The organism is Rhodomicrobium lacus (assembly GCF_003992725.1).
In the GTDB taxonomy this organism is placed as follows: domain Bacteria; phylum Pseudomonadota; class Alphaproteobacteria; order Rhizobiales; family Rhodomicrobiaceae; genus Rhodomicrobium; species Rhodomicrobium lacus.
In genome coordinates this window covers 869,537-887,102 of sequence record NZ_RZNF01000012.1, presented here as the reverse complement: position 1 = coordinate 887,102, position 17,566 = coordinate 869,537, and the positions used below count along the sequence as shown (strand labels likewise).

Sequence of the window (17,566 nt, the reverse complement as noted above, 5' to 3'; positions counted from 1 at the left end):
TCCTCCGTCCCCCAGTTGTCATGCGTCCGCGCGGCCGGTGCTCTCTCCCGGCCGCGCTCATCTCCCGGAGCCTCGCCCATGTACCTTGTTCGCACTCAGGCCCCGACCGGGCAAATTCTCACCGTCGCCGATGCAAAAGCGCAGTTGCGCATCACGATCGATGACGAAGACGCGCTCCTTGCCGACTATGTGCAGCTCGCGACCGAATACCTCGAAGGATTCAACGGGCGCGGCGGCTATCTCGGGCGCGCGCTCCTCACGCAGAGTTTCGAGTATCGCGTCCATGCTTTTCCGGAGTGTGGCGCCGCGCTGTGCCTGCCCATGCCGCCCCTGCAATCGGTCACGAGCGTCAAATATCTCGACGCTGCGGGCACGCTTCAGACGCTCGACCCTGAGGCGTACGCGGTCGAAACCGCGTGCCTTCAGGGGCATATTTTGCCCGTCACCCGTTGGCCCGGCACAGCCGCGCACCCGCACGCGGTGCGCGTCGCGTTTGTGGCGGGCTACGGCGACACGCCGGCGCAGATCCCGCTCGGCATCCGGCAGGCCGCGAAACTGATCGTCGGCATGCACTACGTCAACCGCGAGGCGGGCAACGATCTCAAGGGCGGCTTCGGCTTCGCCTGCGACGCGCTCCTCTCGCAGCACCGCATTTCCGGTTTCTGACAACCTCCAACGCCGAGAAAAATCGATGAAGTGTTTGCGCTTCAGCCCGCTCGGGCTCGCGATGGATATCGTATTGATCACCGTCCTGATGGCTGTCGGCTGGTATCTCTTCGCCGCATTCTGGGCTGGAGGCACTGTCGAGAGTATCCTTTTGCGGCTGATCGCTCACCGCGAAATCGGTGGGAGCCGTCAATGGGTGGCTTGAGCGGCGATTTCAGCGAGCGGCTCACCTTCGAGACGCCCGTCGCGACGGCGGACGGCTACGGCGGCGAAACCGTCGAATGGCGCGCCGTGCAGCCGCGCGCCTTCGCCAAGGTCGAGGCCGTGCGCGGCAGCGAAAGCGACCACCAGGGCGCCGTGCGCGCCACGCGCACATACCTGTTCACGCTGCATCGGCGCGGCGACATCACCGAGTCCATGCGCATCCGCTGGGGCGATGAAATCCTCAACATCCGCGAGCTGCGGCGCGGCCCGGCGCGCGCCCTCACGATGATCATCGTCGCCGAAGCGGGGGTTACGCAATGAGCCGTGAGTACGACCGGATGATTTCGGAGCTGACCTCGCTGCGCGACGAGGCCCGAAAAAATCGAGAGGAATTCTGGCGCATCTCCGAGCAAATCGACGAGATCGACGAGGAGGCGCAGCAGTTGCGGGACACCGGCTGGCGCGTCGTGAACGACATCCTCGGCAAAATCGAAGACGAGCCATACGAGGACAGGCCATCTCCCCGTGAATTGATGGACGGTCTCACTCCACCGGAGTGGTCCGATAGCGACGAGGATGACGATTGATGCCGGCTGCAGCCCTGAAGCAGCGCCCTCAAGCGCTCGACGTGAATTCAGAACTCGATCAGCTCGCAGACTTGCGCGACCGCTATCTCGATCTGCAGCGCAAAAAGGATCAACTGGCCGAGCAAGGCGCGGACCTCGAAGAGGACTATTCCAAATTGACCAGTCGTGGCTGGGAGGTCGTTGATCGGTCCGGAGTCACGGACGAGGAGCTCGATCAGATGCCGAGCGAGCTGAACCCGGATGACTGGGAATAACCGTGTCCCACATCAAGCGCGGCCCGGACCGCTTCGGGGCGGCCAAACAGCGCGTCGCGGCGGCGATGGCGGCGTCGACGGAAGAGGCCGCAAAAATCCTGCAGGCCGAGATCGTGGCCCGCGCGCCCGTCAAGACAGGCAAGTTGCGCGACGCATTCGCAAGCCCGGCTGCTCTGGCGCGCCTCCGCGCCGCGTCCGTCTGGAAGGTCGGGCTCATCACCAAAGACCTGCGCGAGCTGGCGCACTACGCGGCGTGGGTGGAATACGGCACCAAGGGCTACAAAAAGGGTGACAAACGCGTCACGAAAATAGGCAAGGGCGGAAAGGTGAGCACGCGCCGCATGAAGCGCATGGTGCCGCCCCGCCCCGCGCATCCTTTTTTCCGGCCCGCCGTTGAGGCGGCGAGGCCCCGCGTCAAAGCACTCATCGCAGCGGCTGTGCGGGCCGCCCTACAGGAGACATGATCATGGCGGCGCTTGAAACCGTGCAGGCAATCCAGTCTGAAATGGACGCAAATCAGGCGGCGCAGAGCGCCCTCGACGAGCGCCGGAACGCCGAATGGCGCGCCATGGAGGCGGAAATCGACGCGATCCGCGAGCGCTATCGCCCCACGTTCGACGACATCAATCAGCAGGGCAACGCGCTCTATGACGCCTGGCGCGCGCTGAGCGCCGCGCTCGACGCGGCCCTCGCCGAGTGCACCACGGACGAGCTGCAGCAGCTCGCGACCGAAATCAACGCCGAAGCGCTGGCCGCCTGATGCCGGCGCGCGAGCTGGAGGTTCACAAAGCGCTGTTCGACGCGCTGACGACGGCGCTCGCACCGGTCGCGGTTTACGACGACGCGCCGCAGGATGTGCCGTTCCCGTTCGTCGAGTTTCAGGCGCATCAGACGCTGCCGCACGCGCCGGGTGCGCCGCTTTCGGGCGACTTCGCGCAGCACACCGTCTGGCTCGGCGTCTGGAGCAGCTATCGCGGCAAGAAAGAGGTGCTCGGCATCATCGCCTCGATCCGCGAGGCGCTCCACGACAAGCCGCTCACGCTGGCGGCGGGCGCCGCGGTGCTCTGCCAGATCACGGCGGAGGAAACGCGCCGCGACGCCGATGGCGTGACGCAAATGGGGGCGGTGACGGTGCGCGTGCTCGTACAGGATTAGCGGGCAACTCTTCGGAATTTTCGAACAGTTCGTGCGGCAGTTATTTTCACAACAGGAGGCGACCATGCCGGGAACGGCAGTAAAAAACGCGGGGCTCAAGCTCCTGATTTCGGCTGCGCCGGGCGGCGCGGCAACGGTGCTGGTTGACGGTGTCAACGATTTGTCCGGTTTCGGGCTGCCGACGCGGAAGGAAATCGATGTCACGGCGCTGTCCGACACCTGGCGGCGGCGCATCAAGGGGCTGAAAGACGGCGGTCAGATCACGATTTCAGGCCAGTTTCGCCCGAGCGATCCGGGCCAACGCCTGTTGGCTGGAGCCGTCAACAGCGATTCCGCGTTCGGGTTTCGCGTCGAGCTGGCGGACTCGAAGGGCACGAACAACTCGTCGTTCTCGTTCTTCGCGCAGGTGCTGTCTTACGCCCCCGCGAGCAGCAAGGTCGATGACGTGATCCCGTTCAAGGCCACGATCTCTGTCGACGGCCCGACGCAATTCACGGCGGCTGCCTGATGAGCGGTGAGCAGCACGGCGCGCACGCCGAAATCTTCGAGGTAGCGGGTATTACGTACCACGTTCGCCGCACCTTCGATCTCGCCCGTCGCATTGAGGAGCGATGCGGCCCGATGGGCGATGTTCTCCGCGCCATCGTGGCAGACGGCGTCACGGTCGCACGCCTGCCCGTCACCCAGATTGCCGCCGTCTACGAGGAGGCACTTTGGGGAATGTGCCGTCGTGACGTGATCGAGGCGCACATTCTCGCGGTCGGCCCAATGCGCGCCATGCAGGATGTGGCACGTCTCATCTCGAACTTCTTCGTTGGCGAGGAGCGCCTCGCCGAACGGCTTGCCGTGGCGGAAGACGGGCCGTCCGCGCCGGACCCTCGTCCGGCCGCTTCATCGATTGGGGCGACCTGATCGGTGCGGCGGCGCGCCTGGGCTGGCCGCCTGACACGTTCTGGCAGTCAACATTTTACGAGCTGACCGCCTCTATCGCGGGCCGCTTTCCGCAGGCAGTCGAACACCCTGAGACGCAAGACGAGAAAGTGGCGCGCATCGAAATGATGTTCGCGACGATGCCAGGCGTGTGCCGTAACGAACAACCGATGTTATAGTTTTCCTCGCCTACGCGGGGATGAACCGGACATCGGCGACGCTGCCGACAAGGCAAGCGTGTGTTCCTCGCCCACGCGGGGATGAACCGACACGGTGGCGGCATGAGTGCGGATCGGCACGGTGTTCCCCGCCTACGCGGGGATGAACCGATCAGGAAAGGGCGATGTTCATATAGTAGACGCCCGTCCGCTTCCGCTTCTCGAAATCGAAGGTTTGGAGGCGGCGCCCGAGTGCGGTCATCGTGAGTGGCTCGATACCGTTCTCGCGGCACCAGAGGCGGTAGCGGGCATAGAGAGCGTCGGCCTTCACCCTGTTTCCGGGGGCGGAGCGAATGACTTCCCGCACGAAGCGGGATACATCGTCCTTCGAGATGGCGTCGATAGGAGGCAAGGGCGGAGACAGTCTCCGCCAGAGTTCCACGGCGGCCTTCTTGCCGTGGTTGTAGCGAGCCTCGCGTAGCAGGGCGACGCAGATCTTGAGATCCTCGGTGTTGGCGTCCTGATAGCGCCAATCGTCGGGCATCACGATGTCAGAGCCCGTGGCCGGCACGCGATATTCGCCGGTGCGGCGGATGGCCGGAAGCACTTCGGAAGTGACCCACTTCTTGAAGCGCTTCGCGTTCTCCTTCCGCGAGGTCAGGATCAGGCTGTAGAGGCCACTTTCGTTGATGGTTATCTGTGACTGTTTCCCTCCAAGGGTGTCGGTAGTACCGACACCCTTTTCATCTTCATCGAGCCGCGATGCGGCATCTCTTGAGTTGGCGATGTCGAGAACCCGGCACACATCGGCGAGAATGAACCAGGGTTGCCCGTCGCGCAGGATGACGCGCACGGGCAGTTCTTCGAAATCGAAGGCGGTGACGGCGCTCATTGAGCGCCGCCTTCGGCCGCACTGGCCTTCAAGGCCCGAAGCAACTGGGACCACTTGTCGGTCTGGAACTTGGGGAGAAGGCCTTCAAGGATGGTTTCGATCTCGGCATAGAGATCGTTGAAGCCAACCATGATCGCGTCGGTGTCAGGTTCCTCCAGACCGCAATTATAGTTCACCCACGCGTCGAGAATGCGAAGTTTCCAGATCGCATTTTCGAGCCCGGTGGCGATGAGGGCAACGTCGGATTTGGTGAGAGATACGTCTTGATGCGCGGCAGCCGCCGCGGCTAGTGTGTTCGAAGCCATGGTTTGCATCCGTAGTGCAGGTTGTGGTCAGAGGCGGGCCGGTGCGCTAACACCGGTTCGCCTCGCTCGTTACGCTGGGTCAAAACTGTTTCGCTGTCAATCGTGTTGTGCGTTGGGGGACGCCATGAATATATATGTCAGTATATTTTTGAAGCTAATAGCAATTGTTATGGCTGTAATAACGATAATATTTTTTGCTGTTGGTGGAACGCTTACAACTGCGGAAGAAATGATTCATGCATATCGCCAAAAACGGCTAGCGAAATCTATTCTTGTTGAAAGCATAGAAGGATTATCGATGGAAAGAGCATCCCATATTGATGCGGATGTTTTTCGTTTGGGTTCGAATTATTCGGCAATCGGAACGCTGTCGCTAAATGGCCGCCCATACAAATTGTATGGAAGCGTCGATATATTGTGCGATGAAATAGAGGCAAGGTGCATGAACGCGACGTTCTTCACGGACAAGATCGAGAAAAAAGCACCGTGACAAAATGATCGCGGCACAAGCGACACACTAAAAAGCCCGGCTTCGCGCCGGGTTTTTTTGTGGGCCGAACCCACTTTGACAGGAGATCACAGATGACCGCTTACACTCCGCAGAAGGTGACGCCCGCCGGCGTTACCGCAACCTATAACTCGGCCTCCACCACGGGCGACAAGGTGCCCGCGAGCGGCAACGAGCGCGACATCTTGCACGTGAAAAACGGTGCTGCCTCGGCGGTCACGCTGACGATCGCGGCGCAGACGACGAACACCTATCAAGAGGGCGTCGGCACGCAACCTGTGCCTGACCTCGTGATTACCGTGCCCGCGAGCGGAGACAAATTCGTCGGCCCGATCCCGCAGGCCTATGTCGGCGTCGACGGCACGTACAATCTGTCGTGGTCTTCGAGCGCCAGCGTCACTTTCGCGCCGCTCCAGCTTCCGCCCGTCAGCCGCTCCTTCCTCTAATCGCGAGCAGCGCCCGTGCCCAACGCCTCCGACATGACCGCCGTCATCGACGGCGACTCGAAAGAGTTGCTCGCCGCGCTCGATCGCGCGTCGACGGAAATGCGCAATTTCGAGACCAGCACGGGCGCAACCCTCAAGCGAATCGATGATTTGTTTCAGGGAACATTCAAGAACGTCGGCAAGGCGGTCGACGAGGCGAAAGACGCGCTCGCGGCCGCCGCGCCGGTGATGCTGTTCAATTTCCTGCATAGCGAAGTTCAGAAGGGCATCGACGAGTTCAAGGCCATCGGCGACGCGGCCGACGCGGCGACGGTTTCGACGACGTTTTTCCAGGTGATGGGCTACCGCGCGAACGAGGCCAACGTTGCGTTCTCGAAGGTGAAGGACGGGCTGAAAGAATTTGCGCAGGAACTCGGCAAGTTCAAGGCCGACGAAGGAGATCTGAAAGAGCATCTCGAAGGCTCGAACGCTGAATTGCTCAAGCAGCTCAGCAGCGCGACATCCGCCGAGCAGGGCCTGCGCATGGTCGCAAACGCGATCGCCGCGCTGAAATCGCCGTACGATCAGGCGAAGCTCGCGGCGGAGGTGTTCGGCAAATCGAACGCCGACCTCGCGAAGATCCTCAATGACGGGTCGGACGGTCTCACGCGCGCGGCAGAAGCGGCTCGTCACTATGGCATCATCGTTGATGAATCGGTTATCCGAAACAGCCAGGATATGCGCGGCGGGTTCGAGGCTGTCTCGAAGGTGCTCGACACGCAATTCAAGCAGGCGCTGCTCAACATTGCGCCGCTGTTGAAAGAGGTTGGCGATGGGACAGTTGTGCTGAGCAACGCTGTCCGCCGCATGTATGACAGCTTTCAGGATATCGGCACCGTTACCGACACAGGGCTTGAAGAGCGCATCCAGATACAAGTCAAAGTTCTAGAGGGCGCGCGCGATGCGCTAAAAAAGGCGGAATCGAGCCAAAAGGGTACGTTCGACAACAACGTGATTTCAGATTGGCTGTTCGGAACTGATACCGAGGCGAATGTCCAACGTCTCAGCCAGAATGTGACCGAGGCGATTGCGCTGATGGACAAGCTGCTCGACGAACGCGCCCGCCGTAAGGCGACCTCGCGCACCGCGCCGCTGGACATCCCGAAGGCCGACGACGACAGCGACGACGAGGCCGACGCCCGCAAGCGCGAGGCGGGCCTGCGCCAGATCGCGGCCCTCAACAAGATGTATTACACGGAGACCAAGCAGACGCTCGCGTTGATCTTCGCCGAAGAGCAGGAAGAACTGCGACGGTTTCAGAAACTGCTCGATGAAAAGGCGATCTCGAACGAACAATTCGAGACGGCCCGCCAGCGCATGGCCGACGTCACCGCCGCGAAGGTGAAAAAGCTCTACGAGGAAGAATATCAGGGCCTCAAGCGCATCAGCGAAACGATCTCGAAAGACCTCGAAAGTGCGTTCTCATCGTGGGTGAACGGCTCGAAGTTTTCGGCTGAAGAGCTATTTAAGCAAATCTTGCAGGATCTCATCAAGCTTGAGTTTCAGCTCGCGGTGATGCAGCCCCTGTTCGGGACGAAGACGAGCGGCATCACGGGGCAGCAGGGCGTTGTCCCGTCGCTCTTGGCGAGCGTGTTTCACGATGGCGGCACCGCTGGCGAGGGCGGCGCGTCGCGCATGGTCTCGGCGTCGGTCTTTCAGGGCGCTGTACGCTATCACGAGGGCGGCGTTGCGGGGTTGCTGCCCCGCGAGGTGCCCACGATCCTCGAAGAGGGCGAGACGATCCTGAAGAAGGGTCAGAGCGCCGGAACGACGCACGTCTCGATGCCGATCACTATCGATGCGCGCGGCGCCTATCCCGAGAGCGTCGAGCAGATCAAGGCGGCGATTGCAAGCCTTCATGCTGAGCTGCCTGCGCGCGCCGTGGCAGCCGTGCAGGATGCGACACAGCGAGGATTTATCCGGTGACGATTACCTACCCGCGCGCGCTCCTCGATGTGGCGCAAATCGCGCAATGCACCGTCACGCTGCAGCGGATGGACACGCGCGCGACGACGCGCGGCGGCCTCGTGCAGGTGGCCAATCTCGGCCCGGCGACGTGGAAATTCGCCTATCAGACGGTGCCGCTCCTCGCGCCGGATGCCAACGCGTGGGAAGCGTGGCTCGCCTCCCTGCGCGGCGGCCTGCGCTATTTCCAGGGGACCGACGCGCGATTTCAGAACCCTGTCGCCTATCCTGACGGTGTGGCGACTCTCACGCGCCCGGGCGGCGGATCGTTCGACGGCACGGCCAATCTCACGGCTGCCGACGCGACGGCGTCGACCGTGACGCTCGGCGCTCTCCCCGTGGGCTACGTCGCCTCACCGGGAGACTGGATATCGTTCCCGACCGCCGCGAGCGTCGCGCTGCATCGCGTCATCGAGGGTGGCGTCGCGAGCGGCACGGGCGCGCTGACCGTCACCGTCGAACCGGCGCTGCGGCCCGGTTTCGTGACCGGAGCGGGCAACGCGCGCCTCGTCGGCGCGTGGTGCAACGCCGTCATCGACCCGGCGACGATCAACGCCGTGACCACGCTCGACGGCGTGACCTCGATCCAGTGGACCGGATATCAGGCGCTCAAATGAGATCGATCGACACGGCCGCGCTGGCGGCTCTGCAGGCTGGCCGCTTCGCGCGGCGCAACCTCGTCTATTTCGAGCTGGGCGGCGGCAATTACGGATTCTGGGATGACGTTTATGACGTGAACGTCGACGGGCGCACCTATATCGGCGGCGCGGGCCGGTTCAGCATCAGCGCGTTTTCGAGCGTGGCCGACATGAGCGTGCGCGGCGTCGATGTCGTTTTCTCGGGCGTCGACACGCAGGCGCTCATCATGACCGAGACCGAGCACTATCACCAGCGGCCCGTCACGGTCAGCGTGGCGTTTCTCGACATCGAGACGATGGCGTTTCTGGCGGTGCGTCGCTGGTTCACGGGGGTTGTCGACCAGATCGTGCGCCGCGAGCAGGCGGACGGCACCGCAACGCTCACCGTCAAAGCCGAGCCGGTCAGCCGCGAGCTGACGCGCACCGGCGCGCGCGTGCGCTCCGACGCCGATCAGCGGCTCATCAATGCGAATGACGGGTTTTACAAACAGGTGAGCGCGGCAGTGTCGCAGACGATCGTGTGGGGCAAGCCAAAATCATGATGCAGGCCATCGTCCGCGCGCAGCTCGAAATGCCGTTCCGATGGGGCGTTTTCGACTGCGCGACCCTTTTTGCCGATCCACTGCTCGCCGCCACGGGCCGCGATCCGCTCAAGGGCCTGCGCGGCTACCCGGCTGCGGCGTCCGCGCTTCTGGCGCTGCGCAACCACGGTTACCGCAGCGTGCGGGATCTGGTGATCGACAGGTTCGATGCGGTCGATCCGTCCGACGCGCGCGACGGCGATGTGGGCTATCCGAGGCCAGATTATATCGAGGACAGGTTGGTTTCGCCCTTAATTCTTCTTGGTCCACACGGCTTCACGAGATCGGAATCCGGACCGGTAGCCCGCTGCCGCAGCGTTCTCTTCGAGGTTTACCGATGGCGTTCATAGGGGTTGCAATCGCGGGTGCAATCGGCCTGACCGGCGTCGCGGCAACCGTCGGCGCGGCGCTCGTCAACGGCGCGGTCGCGGTCGGCCTCGGCATGGTGGCGCGAATTCTGTTCCCGACGGCGTCAGCGTCGCGCGGGCGCAACCTGTCTCTGTCGCTCGAAACCGACGAGCCGCGCATCGTTATTTTCGGCACCGCCGCGACGGCGGGCAGCCTCGTCTATTTCAACACCTGGGGCAGCAACAGCAAATACCGGCTGAAAAACCTCGATCTCGTGTTCGCGCTGGCCGATCACCCCTGCGATGGGCTGGAGGCGATCATCATCAACGGGGAATACGTCACGTGGGACCCGGCTGCGACATCGGGCACGATCAGCGAGTGGGGCAACCGCATCAGCGTGTGGTTTTACGACGGCACGCAAACGGCGGCGGACGCGGGGCTCGTGTCGCAGGCGGCGGACGGCGCGTGGGACGCTCAGTGCATCGGCACCGGCATCTGCTATGTGCGCCTGCAGCTCTCCTACGACGAGAACACGTTCCAGAGCGGAATCCCGAAATTCAGGTTCGTGGTACGCGGCGCGGCGCTCTACGACTGGCGCGACGCGGAGCAATCGGCGTCGGACCCGTCGACGTGGAAATTCACACAGAATCCCGTGCTCGCCTGGTACGCCTATCGCACGGGCGTTTATGTTCACGGCCAGCGCATCGGCGGCATGTCGACGCCCGCGAGCGCGATTGCGCTGGACGCCGCGACCGAGGCCGCGAACGCCTGCGATGAACCGGTGGCGCTGCGCGCGGGCGGCACAGAGCCGCGTTACCGCATCGGCGCCGTGATCGCTACCAAGGGGAGCAATCACACAAGCGTGCTCCGCGATATCGCGGCGACGTGGGGCGGCAAGGAAATCGACAGCGGGGGCGAGGTGCGCCCGTGCGTCGGCGCGGCACGCTCGCCCGTGTTGACGATCACGGATGACGATCTGATCGCGTCGGCGCCGCTCGAATTCGCGGGCAAACAGCCGCGCACGAGCCTCACAAACGCGGTGTTCGGCTCGTTCACGAGCCCCGCCGACTACTATGAGAGCAAAGCTCTGCCGCCGCGCATCTCGACCGAGGACGAGACGCTCGACGGCGGCGTGCGGTTCGAGTCGAGCTACGACCTCGTTTACGTCACTTCGGCCACGCAGGGGCAGCGCATCCTCGAAATCTACCGCCAGCTCGCCCGCAATCAGGCGACGGTGAAATTCACGGGCCGCGCGCACATGATGCTCCTCGAAGCGGGGGACTGGATCGTGTGGAATTCGACCCGCTACGGCTGGACGAACAAAATCTGGGAGGTGCAGTCGATCTCGGTGCAGCCGGACGCGACCGTGGCTGTGGCACTCGTAGAGACGCAGGCGGCGGCCTATGCGTGGGAGCCGTCGTCGCAGGAGCTGTCAATCACCGCGCCCGTGCCGCTTCCGTCTGGCGGCGTGACGGCCTATCCGGTCGAAAATCTCACCGTGCAGGCGGTGACAATCACGGTAGAGGGCAGCAGCGTCTCATGCCCGGCTCTCGCCGTCACGTGGACGCCGCCCGAGGACGATCAGGTGGATTCGATCCTCCTGCAATATCGTCTCGTCGGCGGCACGGAAGTGCTCGAATATACCTGCCTCGCGCCCGAAAGCGGCGCGGTGACGTGGGTTTCCGGCGTGCAATCTGGCGGCACGTACGAGGTGCGGGCGACGCTCCACGCGGTCCCGGATCGCGGCACGTCGTGGACGCCGTGGGTAGCCGCGACCTCGGCCGCGTCGTCGCAGGTTGTCGCGGCGGCGGTCACGTCCGAAGCGACGACGGTCGCGCCGGGGGCGGTGTCCGAGGCGTCGCTCGATGCGCAGACGCGGTTCCGCCTGTCGCTCACCACGGCGGCCAACACGGTCGAAGGGTCCGTCGCAGCGGTGTCGGCGGATATCACCGCGCAGGCACAGCGCAACGCCGAGGCGGCGATATCCGCAATGCTCACCTCGCAGGAGCAAGTCCGCTCGCTGCGCGCGGAGCGCGGCGCGCTCAGCGCAGAGGTGACAGAGGTCATGCAGGCGGTCGCGGGGCAATCCGCGATGTGGGGCATTGCCGTCGACGTGAACGGCCACGTGCTCGGCGCGGTGCAACTTTCCGGCGAAAACGCGTCGAGTGAGTTTGTTGTGGTTGCGGATCGGTTTCAGGTTGCGCTGCCCGCAGCCGATGGCGGTGACGCGGTGCCGGTGTTCACCATCGCCGATGTTGACGGCACGCCGAAGCTCGTGCTGCGCGGGGACATGCTCGCGGACGGCACGATCACGGCGCGGGCGCTCAACGTCGCCACTCTCAGCGCGATCGTAGCGAATCTCGGCGTTGTCACGGCGGGGCGGCTGCAATCGCCGGACGGGCTGATGTACATGGACCTAAGCACAAAAGAATTTGTGATCTCGACCAACGCCTCATGACCATGACCCTCAAGGCGAGCGCGGCGGGAGGCGGCAAGGTTGCCATCTTCTCCGGCACGGATCTCGCGCCTTTCAACGATCCGCAAGCCCATCTCGACCGGCTGTATTTTCACAGCGACCTCGCCTACCCGACGGTGATCCAGACTGTGACGGGGAGTTTCACGCTGCCCGCGCTGGCCGCGAGCGCTGGGCCTGCCTACACGAACCCCGCTATCGTGCTGTTCGCGCACGGGCGGTCCGGCATCCCTGCCGTGCTCGGCAGGCTGACGAGCCCGGCTGTCGGTTGGTGCGGCTCGGTGCCGGTGCAGATGGACCAATATGGCGCGGGGCGCTTCGTGACGCTCGGCGCCGACGCGACGCATGTGGTGGCGCATGCGGTGTGGTGGTGCCACCGCACGGGCGGGTTCCCGGCGATCACGCTCACCTATGAAATCGATATTCTGGACCTGATCCTCCAATGACCGACCTGATCCGCATCGAGCCGCACCGATTCATCGCGGGCGGCGGCAAATTCGACAGCACGCGCCGCTACCTGCGGCGCGCGCCCGCAGGCGTCGGCACGCCGATCGCGCAGGGGCGCACCTTCACGTTCTACACGTCGGCTGTCTCGGGGCAGTCATTTACGCAATCGGTGTTCCGCTGGGCGCTCAACGGCGTCGTGAAGCAGCAGACGAGCTATGACGGCGGCGCCGCCGGCGCTTATGCGCTCACCACTGCGAGCACGTGGACGGCCGACTGTGAAATCGTGAAAAAAATCACATGAGCTTTCACGCGCAGGCCGGCCGGATCTGGATCGCCGACACCAACGGCGACGTGGTGTTCGACACCAACGAAAAAGGGTTTAACGGCACAGACTATCTCACCGGCAGCATCACGCTGCCGGAGCGCGAGGCGTGGCTCACCAAAAATGACGGCGCTTCTGTTGACGTGGATCAGGACTGGCTGCTCGCGAACGTCAACACGGCGGCAAACACGGTCATCGGCGCATTCCGCGCGGATGCCTCTGTCGCGCAGGGCGTGGTCAATCTGGGCTGGTTCGTCGCCAACGGCACCTATCTGCATTATTTCGACGGTTTCGCGCCGTCCATCACGCAACCGACCCTGCACGGGCAGCCGGGGCTGTACGCGCTCTACACCTTCATGGCGCGAGGCGGGCAGGCGGTGCTCAACGAGCGCGTGCGGCTCTACTGCCCCAATGTTTCGCTGAGCGGATCGCAGCGCTACTCGATCACGATCAAGCCGCTGACGCTCACCTATAAATTGTACGTCGGCACGTTTACCTGAGGATCTCGAAATGGCGGGTTGGTATCGGCAGGGAACCGCTTCGGTTTCCAGCGGCGGCACAGCTGTGACCGGCAGCGCGACCGCGTGGCTTGCGCAGGTCAAGCCGGGCGACGCGATCACGTTCGACGGCGGTGCGAGCTGGCACGAGGTGGCGACCGTCGCCGACGACACGCACCTCACTCTGGCGTCCTCGTATGCGGGAACGACGGTGACGAGCGGCGCCTACGCGATCATGCGCACCGGACCGGGCTGGACGCTGGCAACCGATCTCGCGCTGCGCCTCGCGGATTTTATAGACGCGCTCGCGGCGCTGCCGGAGCCTGCGGGGACCGGCGACGCGGGCAAAATCCTCCGCGCGAATGCGGGTGGAACCGCGCTTGAGCTTGCCGCCGTGCTGCCCACGCCTGCGGGAACCGGCGACGCGGGCAAAATCCTCCGCGCGAATGCGGGTGGAACCGCGCTTGAGCTGGCGGCCCTCGGGACCGCGGCGACACACGACGTGCCGTCGAGCGGAAACGCGACGCCGGAACAGGCGGTGCTCGGCTCCGACACGCGGCTGCGCAACGCGCTCAACAAATTCCGCAACGGCTCATTCGCCATCGCCCAACGCGGCACGTCAGGTTCGGTCGCCGCCGGCGCGACAGCCTATACGCTCGACGGCTGGCAGATCGCGGCGACGGGCGCTGCGGCCGCCTGGTCGCAGGTCTGGAATACCGGTCTCGCCGGATCGTCCCTCCAGATCAATTGCGCATCCGGCCTTACCGCCTGCACGCTGCAACAGCGCATCGAGAGCTACCTGTCGGCCGCGTTGCTGACCTATGCGCTGGCGGCGCAGCCCGTCACGGTGCAGTTTGCGGTGTATAACGGCACGTCGGCGGCGATCACGCCAAAAATCGCCACGGGCTACGCCTCGACTCGCGACAATTTCGGGACGGTGACGGCGGATCTCGCCGCGACCAATCTGCAGCCAATCGCGGCGGGCGCGACGGGTGTTGTCTCCTATACTTTTGTTCCAAACGGCAACATCGCCAACGGCCTGCAAATCCAGTTGCAATTCGGCGCCGCGCTCAATGCCGCCAGCGGTTACGTCCGCGTCGGGCGCGCGGACGTACGCGCCACGCCGGGAATCGCGGCGGGGCTGAATGGCGCTCCGCCGCTTCCAGAAATTTTGGACCCCTCAACCGAGGTGCAGCTCGCCAGGAGATATTACCAATTAGTTGGTTTGACGTTCATGTCGGCCGGAATCGCAACTTACGGTGGATGTGTAATAGCTGCCCAGATTCAAATGAGAGCATCTCCGACCGTGCTGAGCACAGTCTCAGCGTATAACGGAGGCCCTTGGACAAATCCAACGACGTTCGCGACAGAAATCACTCCAAATTATTTCAAAGCGTGGCCACCAAGCACACAGTCTTCCGGCGCGTATAATAGCGTTGTTTTTGAACTATCGGCGGAGCTGTAAATGTATATTTGCACACAGAATGGTTCGGTGATCCGCGACGACGGGGCGGTCATCCCATCAGACCCGGCGAATTCGGATTGGCAGCGCTATCAGGAGTGGCTGGCGGCTGGAAACACGCCCGCACCGGCGCCCGAAATCCCGGAGCCGGTGCCGTCGAGCGTCTCGCCGCTGCAACTCGTTCGCGCGCTGCGACAGGCAGGGACCGAAGATGCGTTCTGGGCAGCGCTCGACGCAAACCCGATAGCCAAGCGCGATTTCGGCCTCGCCCGGGAAATCCATCGTGACGATCCACTCGTTGCCGCGATGGGCGTCGCGCTCGGCAAATCCGGCGGCGCGGTCGACGACATCTTTCGACTCGCCGCCACGCTCTAATTCACGAAACAACAAGGGGGATTCCAATGGCGGTGACGCTCACCGAGCCGATACTGCGCGCCCTGTTCCCACGGGCGCGAGGCGATTATGTGCAGGCGCTCGCACAAGGCGGGCGGCTGTTCGAGCAGTACGGCGTCACGACGCCTCTGCGCATGGCGCATTTCCTCGCGCAGCTCGCGGCGGAAACGGGCGATCTGGAAATCACGGAGGAGAGCGGCAATTTCAGCGCCGCGCGCCTCCTCGAAATTTTCCCGACGCATTTCACGCCCGCGCAGGCTCGCGCTTATGCGAACAAACCGCAGCAGGTGCTGAGCCGCGCCTATGCGAACCGCCTCGGCAATCGGGGCGAGCTGTCGCGCGACGGCTGGCGCTATCGCGGGCGCGGGCTAATCCAGCTCACCGGCCGCGAGAATTACGCAAACCGCTCGGCAATCGCGGGCGTCGACCTCGTGAAAGACCCGGACAAGGCGGCGGTCGCGTCGATCTCGCTCAAAATCGCGCTGCAGGAGTGGATCGACCTCGGCCTCAACGACTGGGCCGACCGTGGGCCGACCCGCGACGCGGTGCTCGCCTGCGCGCGCGGCATCAACTGCGGCTCGCCGACGAGCACCCTCTCGCCGAATGGTCTCGACGCGCGCCGCGACGCGTTCGCGCGGATCTGGGCGGTGATCGGCGACGGGCGGCCGGCGGCGGTCGATCCGGCCTTTGACGGCGTACTCGAGGACGGCGAGCGCGGCGAGGCTGTGCGGCGCGTGCAGCGCGCGCTGTCGGATCTCGGCTATGCGGTCGGGATCGTGGACGGCACATTCGGCGAGCGCACGAAGGCGGCGGTGCTGGTGTTCCAGCAGCGCGAGGGCCTGCCGGACACGGACGGACGCTGGCGCGTCGGGGCCTATGACGACGTGCTGCGCCGCGCGGCGCCATTCGACCGTTCAGCGCGCGCCGAACTTACAGCCGACACGCTCAAGATGCGCGGCGACACGCAGGCGCGGACTCTCTCGTTCGGCAAGCGCGCGGCGGCATGGGCGGCGACGCTCCTCGGCGGTTCGGAAGCGCTGAGCCAGGCGGACGTGTCGAGCGTGCCGCATCTCCTCGGTGACGCGCGCGGCCTCGTCGAGCCGGTGGCCGACACCGTGCGATGGGCCTCGCAAAGCCTCTGGATCGCGGGCGCGGTCGGTCTCGCCGCGCTCTATTTCGTGTTCCACCGCGCCCAGCAACAACGCCTCTCCGAGGTGCAGGAAGGAAGGGCAACGCCGTGATTCTACTCTCCGCCATCTCCTACGCGTGGACGCAAACCGTGGCCACCGCATTCGCGGCGTGGGCGGATCGCCTCGCCCGCGCCGTCATCATTGGCGTGCTTATCCTCGCCGCGCTCCTCGGCATCCGCGCTTGGGCGCAATACCACTACATCAGCCGCGCCGCGATCGAGCAGGTGACGCAGGCAGCCGAAGACGCGGCCGTGCTGGAGCGGACGCGCATCGAAGCCGAGCGTAATGCGTCCGAACAAGCCGACGCGGCTGCGCTCGAACAGCGGGCGGCCGAACTGGAGAAAGCCCGCCATGAAAGCACCCCCCAAACTCAGGGTTTTGACACTGTCGTGCTGCCTGCTGACGATAGCTGGCTGCGCGGAAAAACCGGCGACGCCCGTCGCCGTTGACCTCGCTCCGACGCGCTGCCCGGAGCTACGCCCTCAGGATACCGCGCCGTTTCGCCGGAATCCCGTGCCCGCCCCGCCGGGCGATCTGACGGCCCCACGACTGAAACAGTGGATCGACGGGCGCGAGTTGCAGCTCGTCGAAACGCAGCGCGCGGGCCTGCGCCTCGCATCGACCTATGACGCCTGCGCAAAACACTCGCCCGCGCCGGCGGACGGGAGCGGACAATGAGCGTGAGCTATGAAACCGAACGGCGCGGACCATTCTTCGCACGACCCTTGGCTGATGGCGGCGCTGGAGCGTTTGCTGAGGACAGAGCGTCGCCTCACCACGGTGGAGATCGCGAGCGACAGCCACGAGAAACGGCTGGCGTCTCTGGAGGCGACGGAATCGCAGATGCGGGACGCGGCGTGGCGTCTCCTGCGCGGGGCGGCGGCCCTGTCGGGGACGTTTGCGCTGGACCACGTGCTCAACGCGGGCGCCCTGTCGCGGGCGCTCGCGGCGCTGCTCGCGCATTAGCGCTGGTGGGCGACGGGATGCTGATCGCGAGCGCGGCGGGTGTGGCGTTCGCCGTGGCGTGGCGGGTGCTGTGAAAACGGAAGTCCCGCTCGATGGCGGGGCTCACGGGCGGGCCGCGGGGGAGAAAGATAGCAGGGCAG

The 17,566-nt window shown here is 64.5% G+C and carries 29 protein-coding genes; 27 read left to right on the top strand and 2 right to left on the bottom strand.

Annotated elements, in window-relative coordinates:
- The first annotated feature begins 78 nt into the window (after positions 1-78).
- The 11 genes from EK416_RS13620 to EK416_RS18235 all read left to right on the top strand — a co-directional run bounded on the left by EK416_RS13620 (position 79) and on the right by EK416_RS18235 (position 3,975).
- On the top strand, positions 79-666 hold the full coding sequence (locus EK416_RS13620) for a head-tail connector protein (RefSeq protein ID WP_127078375.1): 588 nt from the start codon (positions 79-81) through the stop codon (positions 664-666).
- 25 nt (positions 667-691) lie between these two features.
- On the top strand, positions 692-871 hold the full coding sequence (locus tag EK416_RS13615) for a hypothetical protein (RefSeq protein ID WP_127078373.1): 180 nt from the start codon (positions 692-694) through the stop codon (positions 869-871).
- Positions 859-1,191: a phage head closure protein gene (locus tag EK416_RS13610; protein WP_127078371.1), complete on the top strand. Its 333-nt coding sequence runs from the start codon at positions 859-861 to the stop codon at positions 1,189-1,191. Before EK416_RS13615 ends, EK416_RS13610 begins: the two co-directional genes overlap by 13 nt.
- Entirely contained in the window at positions 1,188-1,457 is a 270-nt protein-coding gene (locus EK416_RS13605; protein WP_127078369.1) for a hypothetical protein, read from the top strand. Before EK416_RS13610 ends, EK416_RS13605 begins: the two co-directional genes overlap by 4 nt.
- Complete coding sequence (locus tag EK416_RS13600; protein WP_127078367.1) at positions 1,457-1,711, top strand: hypothetical protein; 255 nt, start codon at positions 1,457-1,459, stop codon at positions 1,709-1,711. Before EK416_RS13605 ends, EK416_RS13600 begins: the two co-directional genes overlap by 1 nt.
- 2 nt (positions 1,712-1,713) lie before the next feature.
- Positions 1,714-2,175 (top strand): HK97-gp10 family putative phage morphogenesis protein, encoded by a 462-nt coding sequence (locus EK416_RS13595; RefSeq protein WP_127078365.1) that lies wholly within the window; start codon positions 1,714-1,716, stop codon positions 2,173-2,175.
- Between the two features lie 2 nt (positions 2,176-2,177).
- The gene (locus EK416_RS13590) at positions 2,178-2,471 is read left to right on the top strand and encodes a hypothetical protein (protein ID WP_127078363.1); all 294 of its coding nucleotides are present in this window, start codon (positions 2,178-2,180) and stop codon (positions 2,469-2,471) included.
- A complete protein-coding gene (locus EK416_RS13585) occupies positions 2,471-2,866 on the top strand; it encodes a DUF3168 domain-containing protein (protein ID WP_127078361.1) in 396 nt (131 codons plus the stop codon). Before EK416_RS13590 ends, EK416_RS13585 begins: the two co-directional genes overlap by 1 nt.
- A 64-nt stretch (positions 2,867-2,930) precedes the next feature.
- Positions 2,931-3,374 carry a phage tail tube protein gene (locus EK416_RS13580; RefSeq protein WP_127078359.1) on the top strand — a complete coding sequence of 148 codons (444 nt, stop codon included), beginning with the start codon at positions 2,931-2,933 and terminating at the stop codon, positions 3,372-3,374.
- The gene (locus EK416_RS13575; RefSeq protein WP_127078357.1) at positions 3,374-3,778 is read left to right on the top strand and encodes a hypothetical protein; all 405 of its coding nucleotides are present in this window, start codon (positions 3,374-3,376) and stop codon (positions 3,776-3,778) included. Before EK416_RS13580 ends, EK416_RS13575 begins: the two co-directional genes overlap by 1 nt.
- On the top strand, positions 3,760-3,975 hold the full coding sequence (locus EK416_RS18235) for a phage tail assembly chaperone (RefSeq protein ID WP_127079785.1): 216 nt from the start codon (positions 3,760-3,762) through the stop codon (positions 3,973-3,975). Before EK416_RS13575 ends, EK416_RS18235 begins: the two co-directional genes overlap by 19 nt.
- 151 nt (positions 3,976-4,126) lie before the next feature.
- Here EK416_RS18235 and EK416_RS13565 read toward each other — a convergent pair whose 3' ends face one another.
- Positions 4,127-4,846 carry a BRO family protein gene (locus EK416_RS13565; protein ID WP_127078355.1) on the bottom strand — a complete coding sequence of 240 codons (720 nt, stop codon included), beginning with the start codon at positions 4,844-4,846 and terminating at the stop codon, positions 4,127-4,129.
- Positions 4,843-5,151, bottom strand: coding sequence for a hypothetical protein (locus EK416_RS13560; protein WP_127078353.1), 309 nt, complete (start codon positions 5,149-5,151; stop codon positions 4,843-4,845). The genes EK416_RS13565 and EK416_RS13560 overlap by 4 nt, the downstream gene beginning before the upstream one ends.
- A gap of 124 nt (positions 5,152-5,275) precedes the next feature.
- Here EK416_RS13560 and EK416_RS13555 point away from each other — a divergent pair, with 124 nt between their 5' ends.
- From EK416_RS13555 to EK416_RS13485, 16 genes are all read left to right on the top strand, one after another.
- Complete coding sequence (locus tag EK416_RS13555) at positions 5,276-5,641, top strand: hypothetical protein (RefSeq protein ID WP_127078351.1); 366 nt, start codon at positions 5,276-5,278, stop codon at positions 5,639-5,641.
- 92 nt (positions 5,642-5,733) lie between these two features.
- On the top strand, positions 5,734-6,105 hold the full coding sequence (locus EK416_RS13550) for a hypothetical protein (protein WP_127078349.1): 372 nt from the start codon (positions 5,734-5,736) through the stop codon (positions 6,103-6,105).
- 15 nt (positions 6,106-6,120) lie between these two features.
- Positions 6,121-8,070, top strand: a complete 1,950-nt coding sequence (locus tag EK416_RS13545; RefSeq protein ID WP_127078347.1) for a phage tail tape measure C-terminal domain-containing protein — start codon at positions 6,121-6,123, stop codon at positions 8,068-8,070.
- Complete coding sequence (locus tag EK416_RS13540) at positions 8,067-8,726, top strand: hypothetical protein (RefSeq protein WP_127078345.1); 660 nt, start codon at positions 8,067-8,069, stop codon at positions 8,724-8,726. Before EK416_RS13545 ends, EK416_RS13540 begins: the two co-directional genes overlap by 4 nt.
- The gene (locus EK416_RS13535) at positions 8,723-9,289 is read left to right on the top strand and encodes a hypothetical protein (protein ID WP_127078343.1); all 567 of its coding nucleotides are present in this window, start codon (positions 8,723-8,725) and stop codon (positions 9,287-9,289) included. The genes EK416_RS13540 and EK416_RS13535 overlap by 4 nt, the downstream gene beginning before the upstream one ends.
- Positions 9,268-9,678: a DUF6950 family protein gene (locus tag EK416_RS13530; RefSeq protein ID WP_127078341.1), complete on the top strand. Its 411-nt coding sequence runs from the start codon at positions 9,268-9,270 to the stop codon at positions 9,676-9,678. Before EK416_RS13535 ends, EK416_RS13530 begins: the two co-directional genes overlap by 22 nt.
- On the top strand, positions 9,666-12,134 hold the full coding sequence (locus EK416_RS13525; RefSeq protein ID WP_127078339.1) for a phage tail tip fiber protein: 2,469 nt from the start codon (positions 9,666-9,668) through the stop codon (positions 12,132-12,134). The genes EK416_RS13530 and EK416_RS13525 overlap by 13 nt, the downstream gene beginning before the upstream one ends.
- On the top strand, positions 12,131-12,595 hold the full coding sequence (locus tag EK416_RS13520) for a hypothetical protein (protein ID WP_127078337.1): 465 nt from the start codon (positions 12,131-12,133) through the stop codon (positions 12,593-12,595). The genes EK416_RS13525 and EK416_RS13520 overlap by 4 nt, the downstream gene beginning before the upstream one ends.
- Positions 12,592-12,897, top strand: a complete 306-nt coding sequence (locus EK416_RS13515; RefSeq protein WP_127078335.1) for a hypothetical protein — start codon at positions 12,592-12,594, stop codon at positions 12,895-12,897. The genes EK416_RS13520 and EK416_RS13515 overlap by 4 nt, the downstream gene beginning before the upstream one ends.
- A complete protein-coding gene (locus tag EK416_RS13510) occupies positions 12,894-13,418 on the top strand; it encodes a hypothetical protein (protein WP_127078333.1) in 525 nt (174 codons plus the stop codon). The genes EK416_RS13515 and EK416_RS13510 overlap by 4 nt, the downstream gene beginning before the upstream one ends.
- 10 nt (positions 13,419-13,428) lie before the next feature.
- Complete coding sequence (locus tag EK416_RS13505) at positions 13,429-14,880, top strand: hypothetical protein (protein ID WP_127078331.1); 1,452 nt, start codon at positions 13,429-13,431, stop codon at positions 14,878-14,880.
- Entirely contained in the window at positions 14,881-15,252 is a 372-nt protein-coding gene (locus EK416_RS13500) for a hypothetical protein (RefSeq protein ID WP_127078329.1), read from the top strand.
- A gap of 26 nt (positions 15,253-15,278) precedes the next feature.
- Positions 15,279-16,511 (top strand): peptidoglycan-binding protein, encoded by a 1,233-nt coding sequence (locus EK416_RS13495; RefSeq protein ID WP_127078327.1) that lies wholly within the window; start codon positions 15,279-15,281, stop codon positions 16,509-16,511.
- Positions 16,508-16,909 (top strand): hypothetical protein, encoded by a 402-nt coding sequence (locus EK416_RS13490; RefSeq protein WP_127078325.1) that lies wholly within the window; start codon positions 16,508-16,510, stop codon positions 16,907-16,909. The genes EK416_RS13495 and EK416_RS13490 overlap by 4 nt, the downstream gene beginning before the upstream one ends.
- A 64-nt stretch (positions 16,910-16,973) precedes the next feature.
- The gene (locus EK416_RS17770; protein WP_164730025.1) at positions 16,974-17,138 is read left to right on the top strand and encodes a hypothetical protein; all 165 of its coding nucleotides are present in this window, start codon (positions 16,974-16,976) and stop codon (positions 17,136-17,138) included.
- Between the two features lie 9 nt (positions 17,139-17,147).
- Positions 17,148-17,426: a hypothetical protein gene (locus EK416_RS13485; protein WP_127078323.1), complete on the top strand. Its 279-nt coding sequence runs from the start codon at positions 17,148-17,150 to the stop codon at positions 17,424-17,426.
- Positions 17,427-17,566 lie beyond the last annotated feature (140 nt).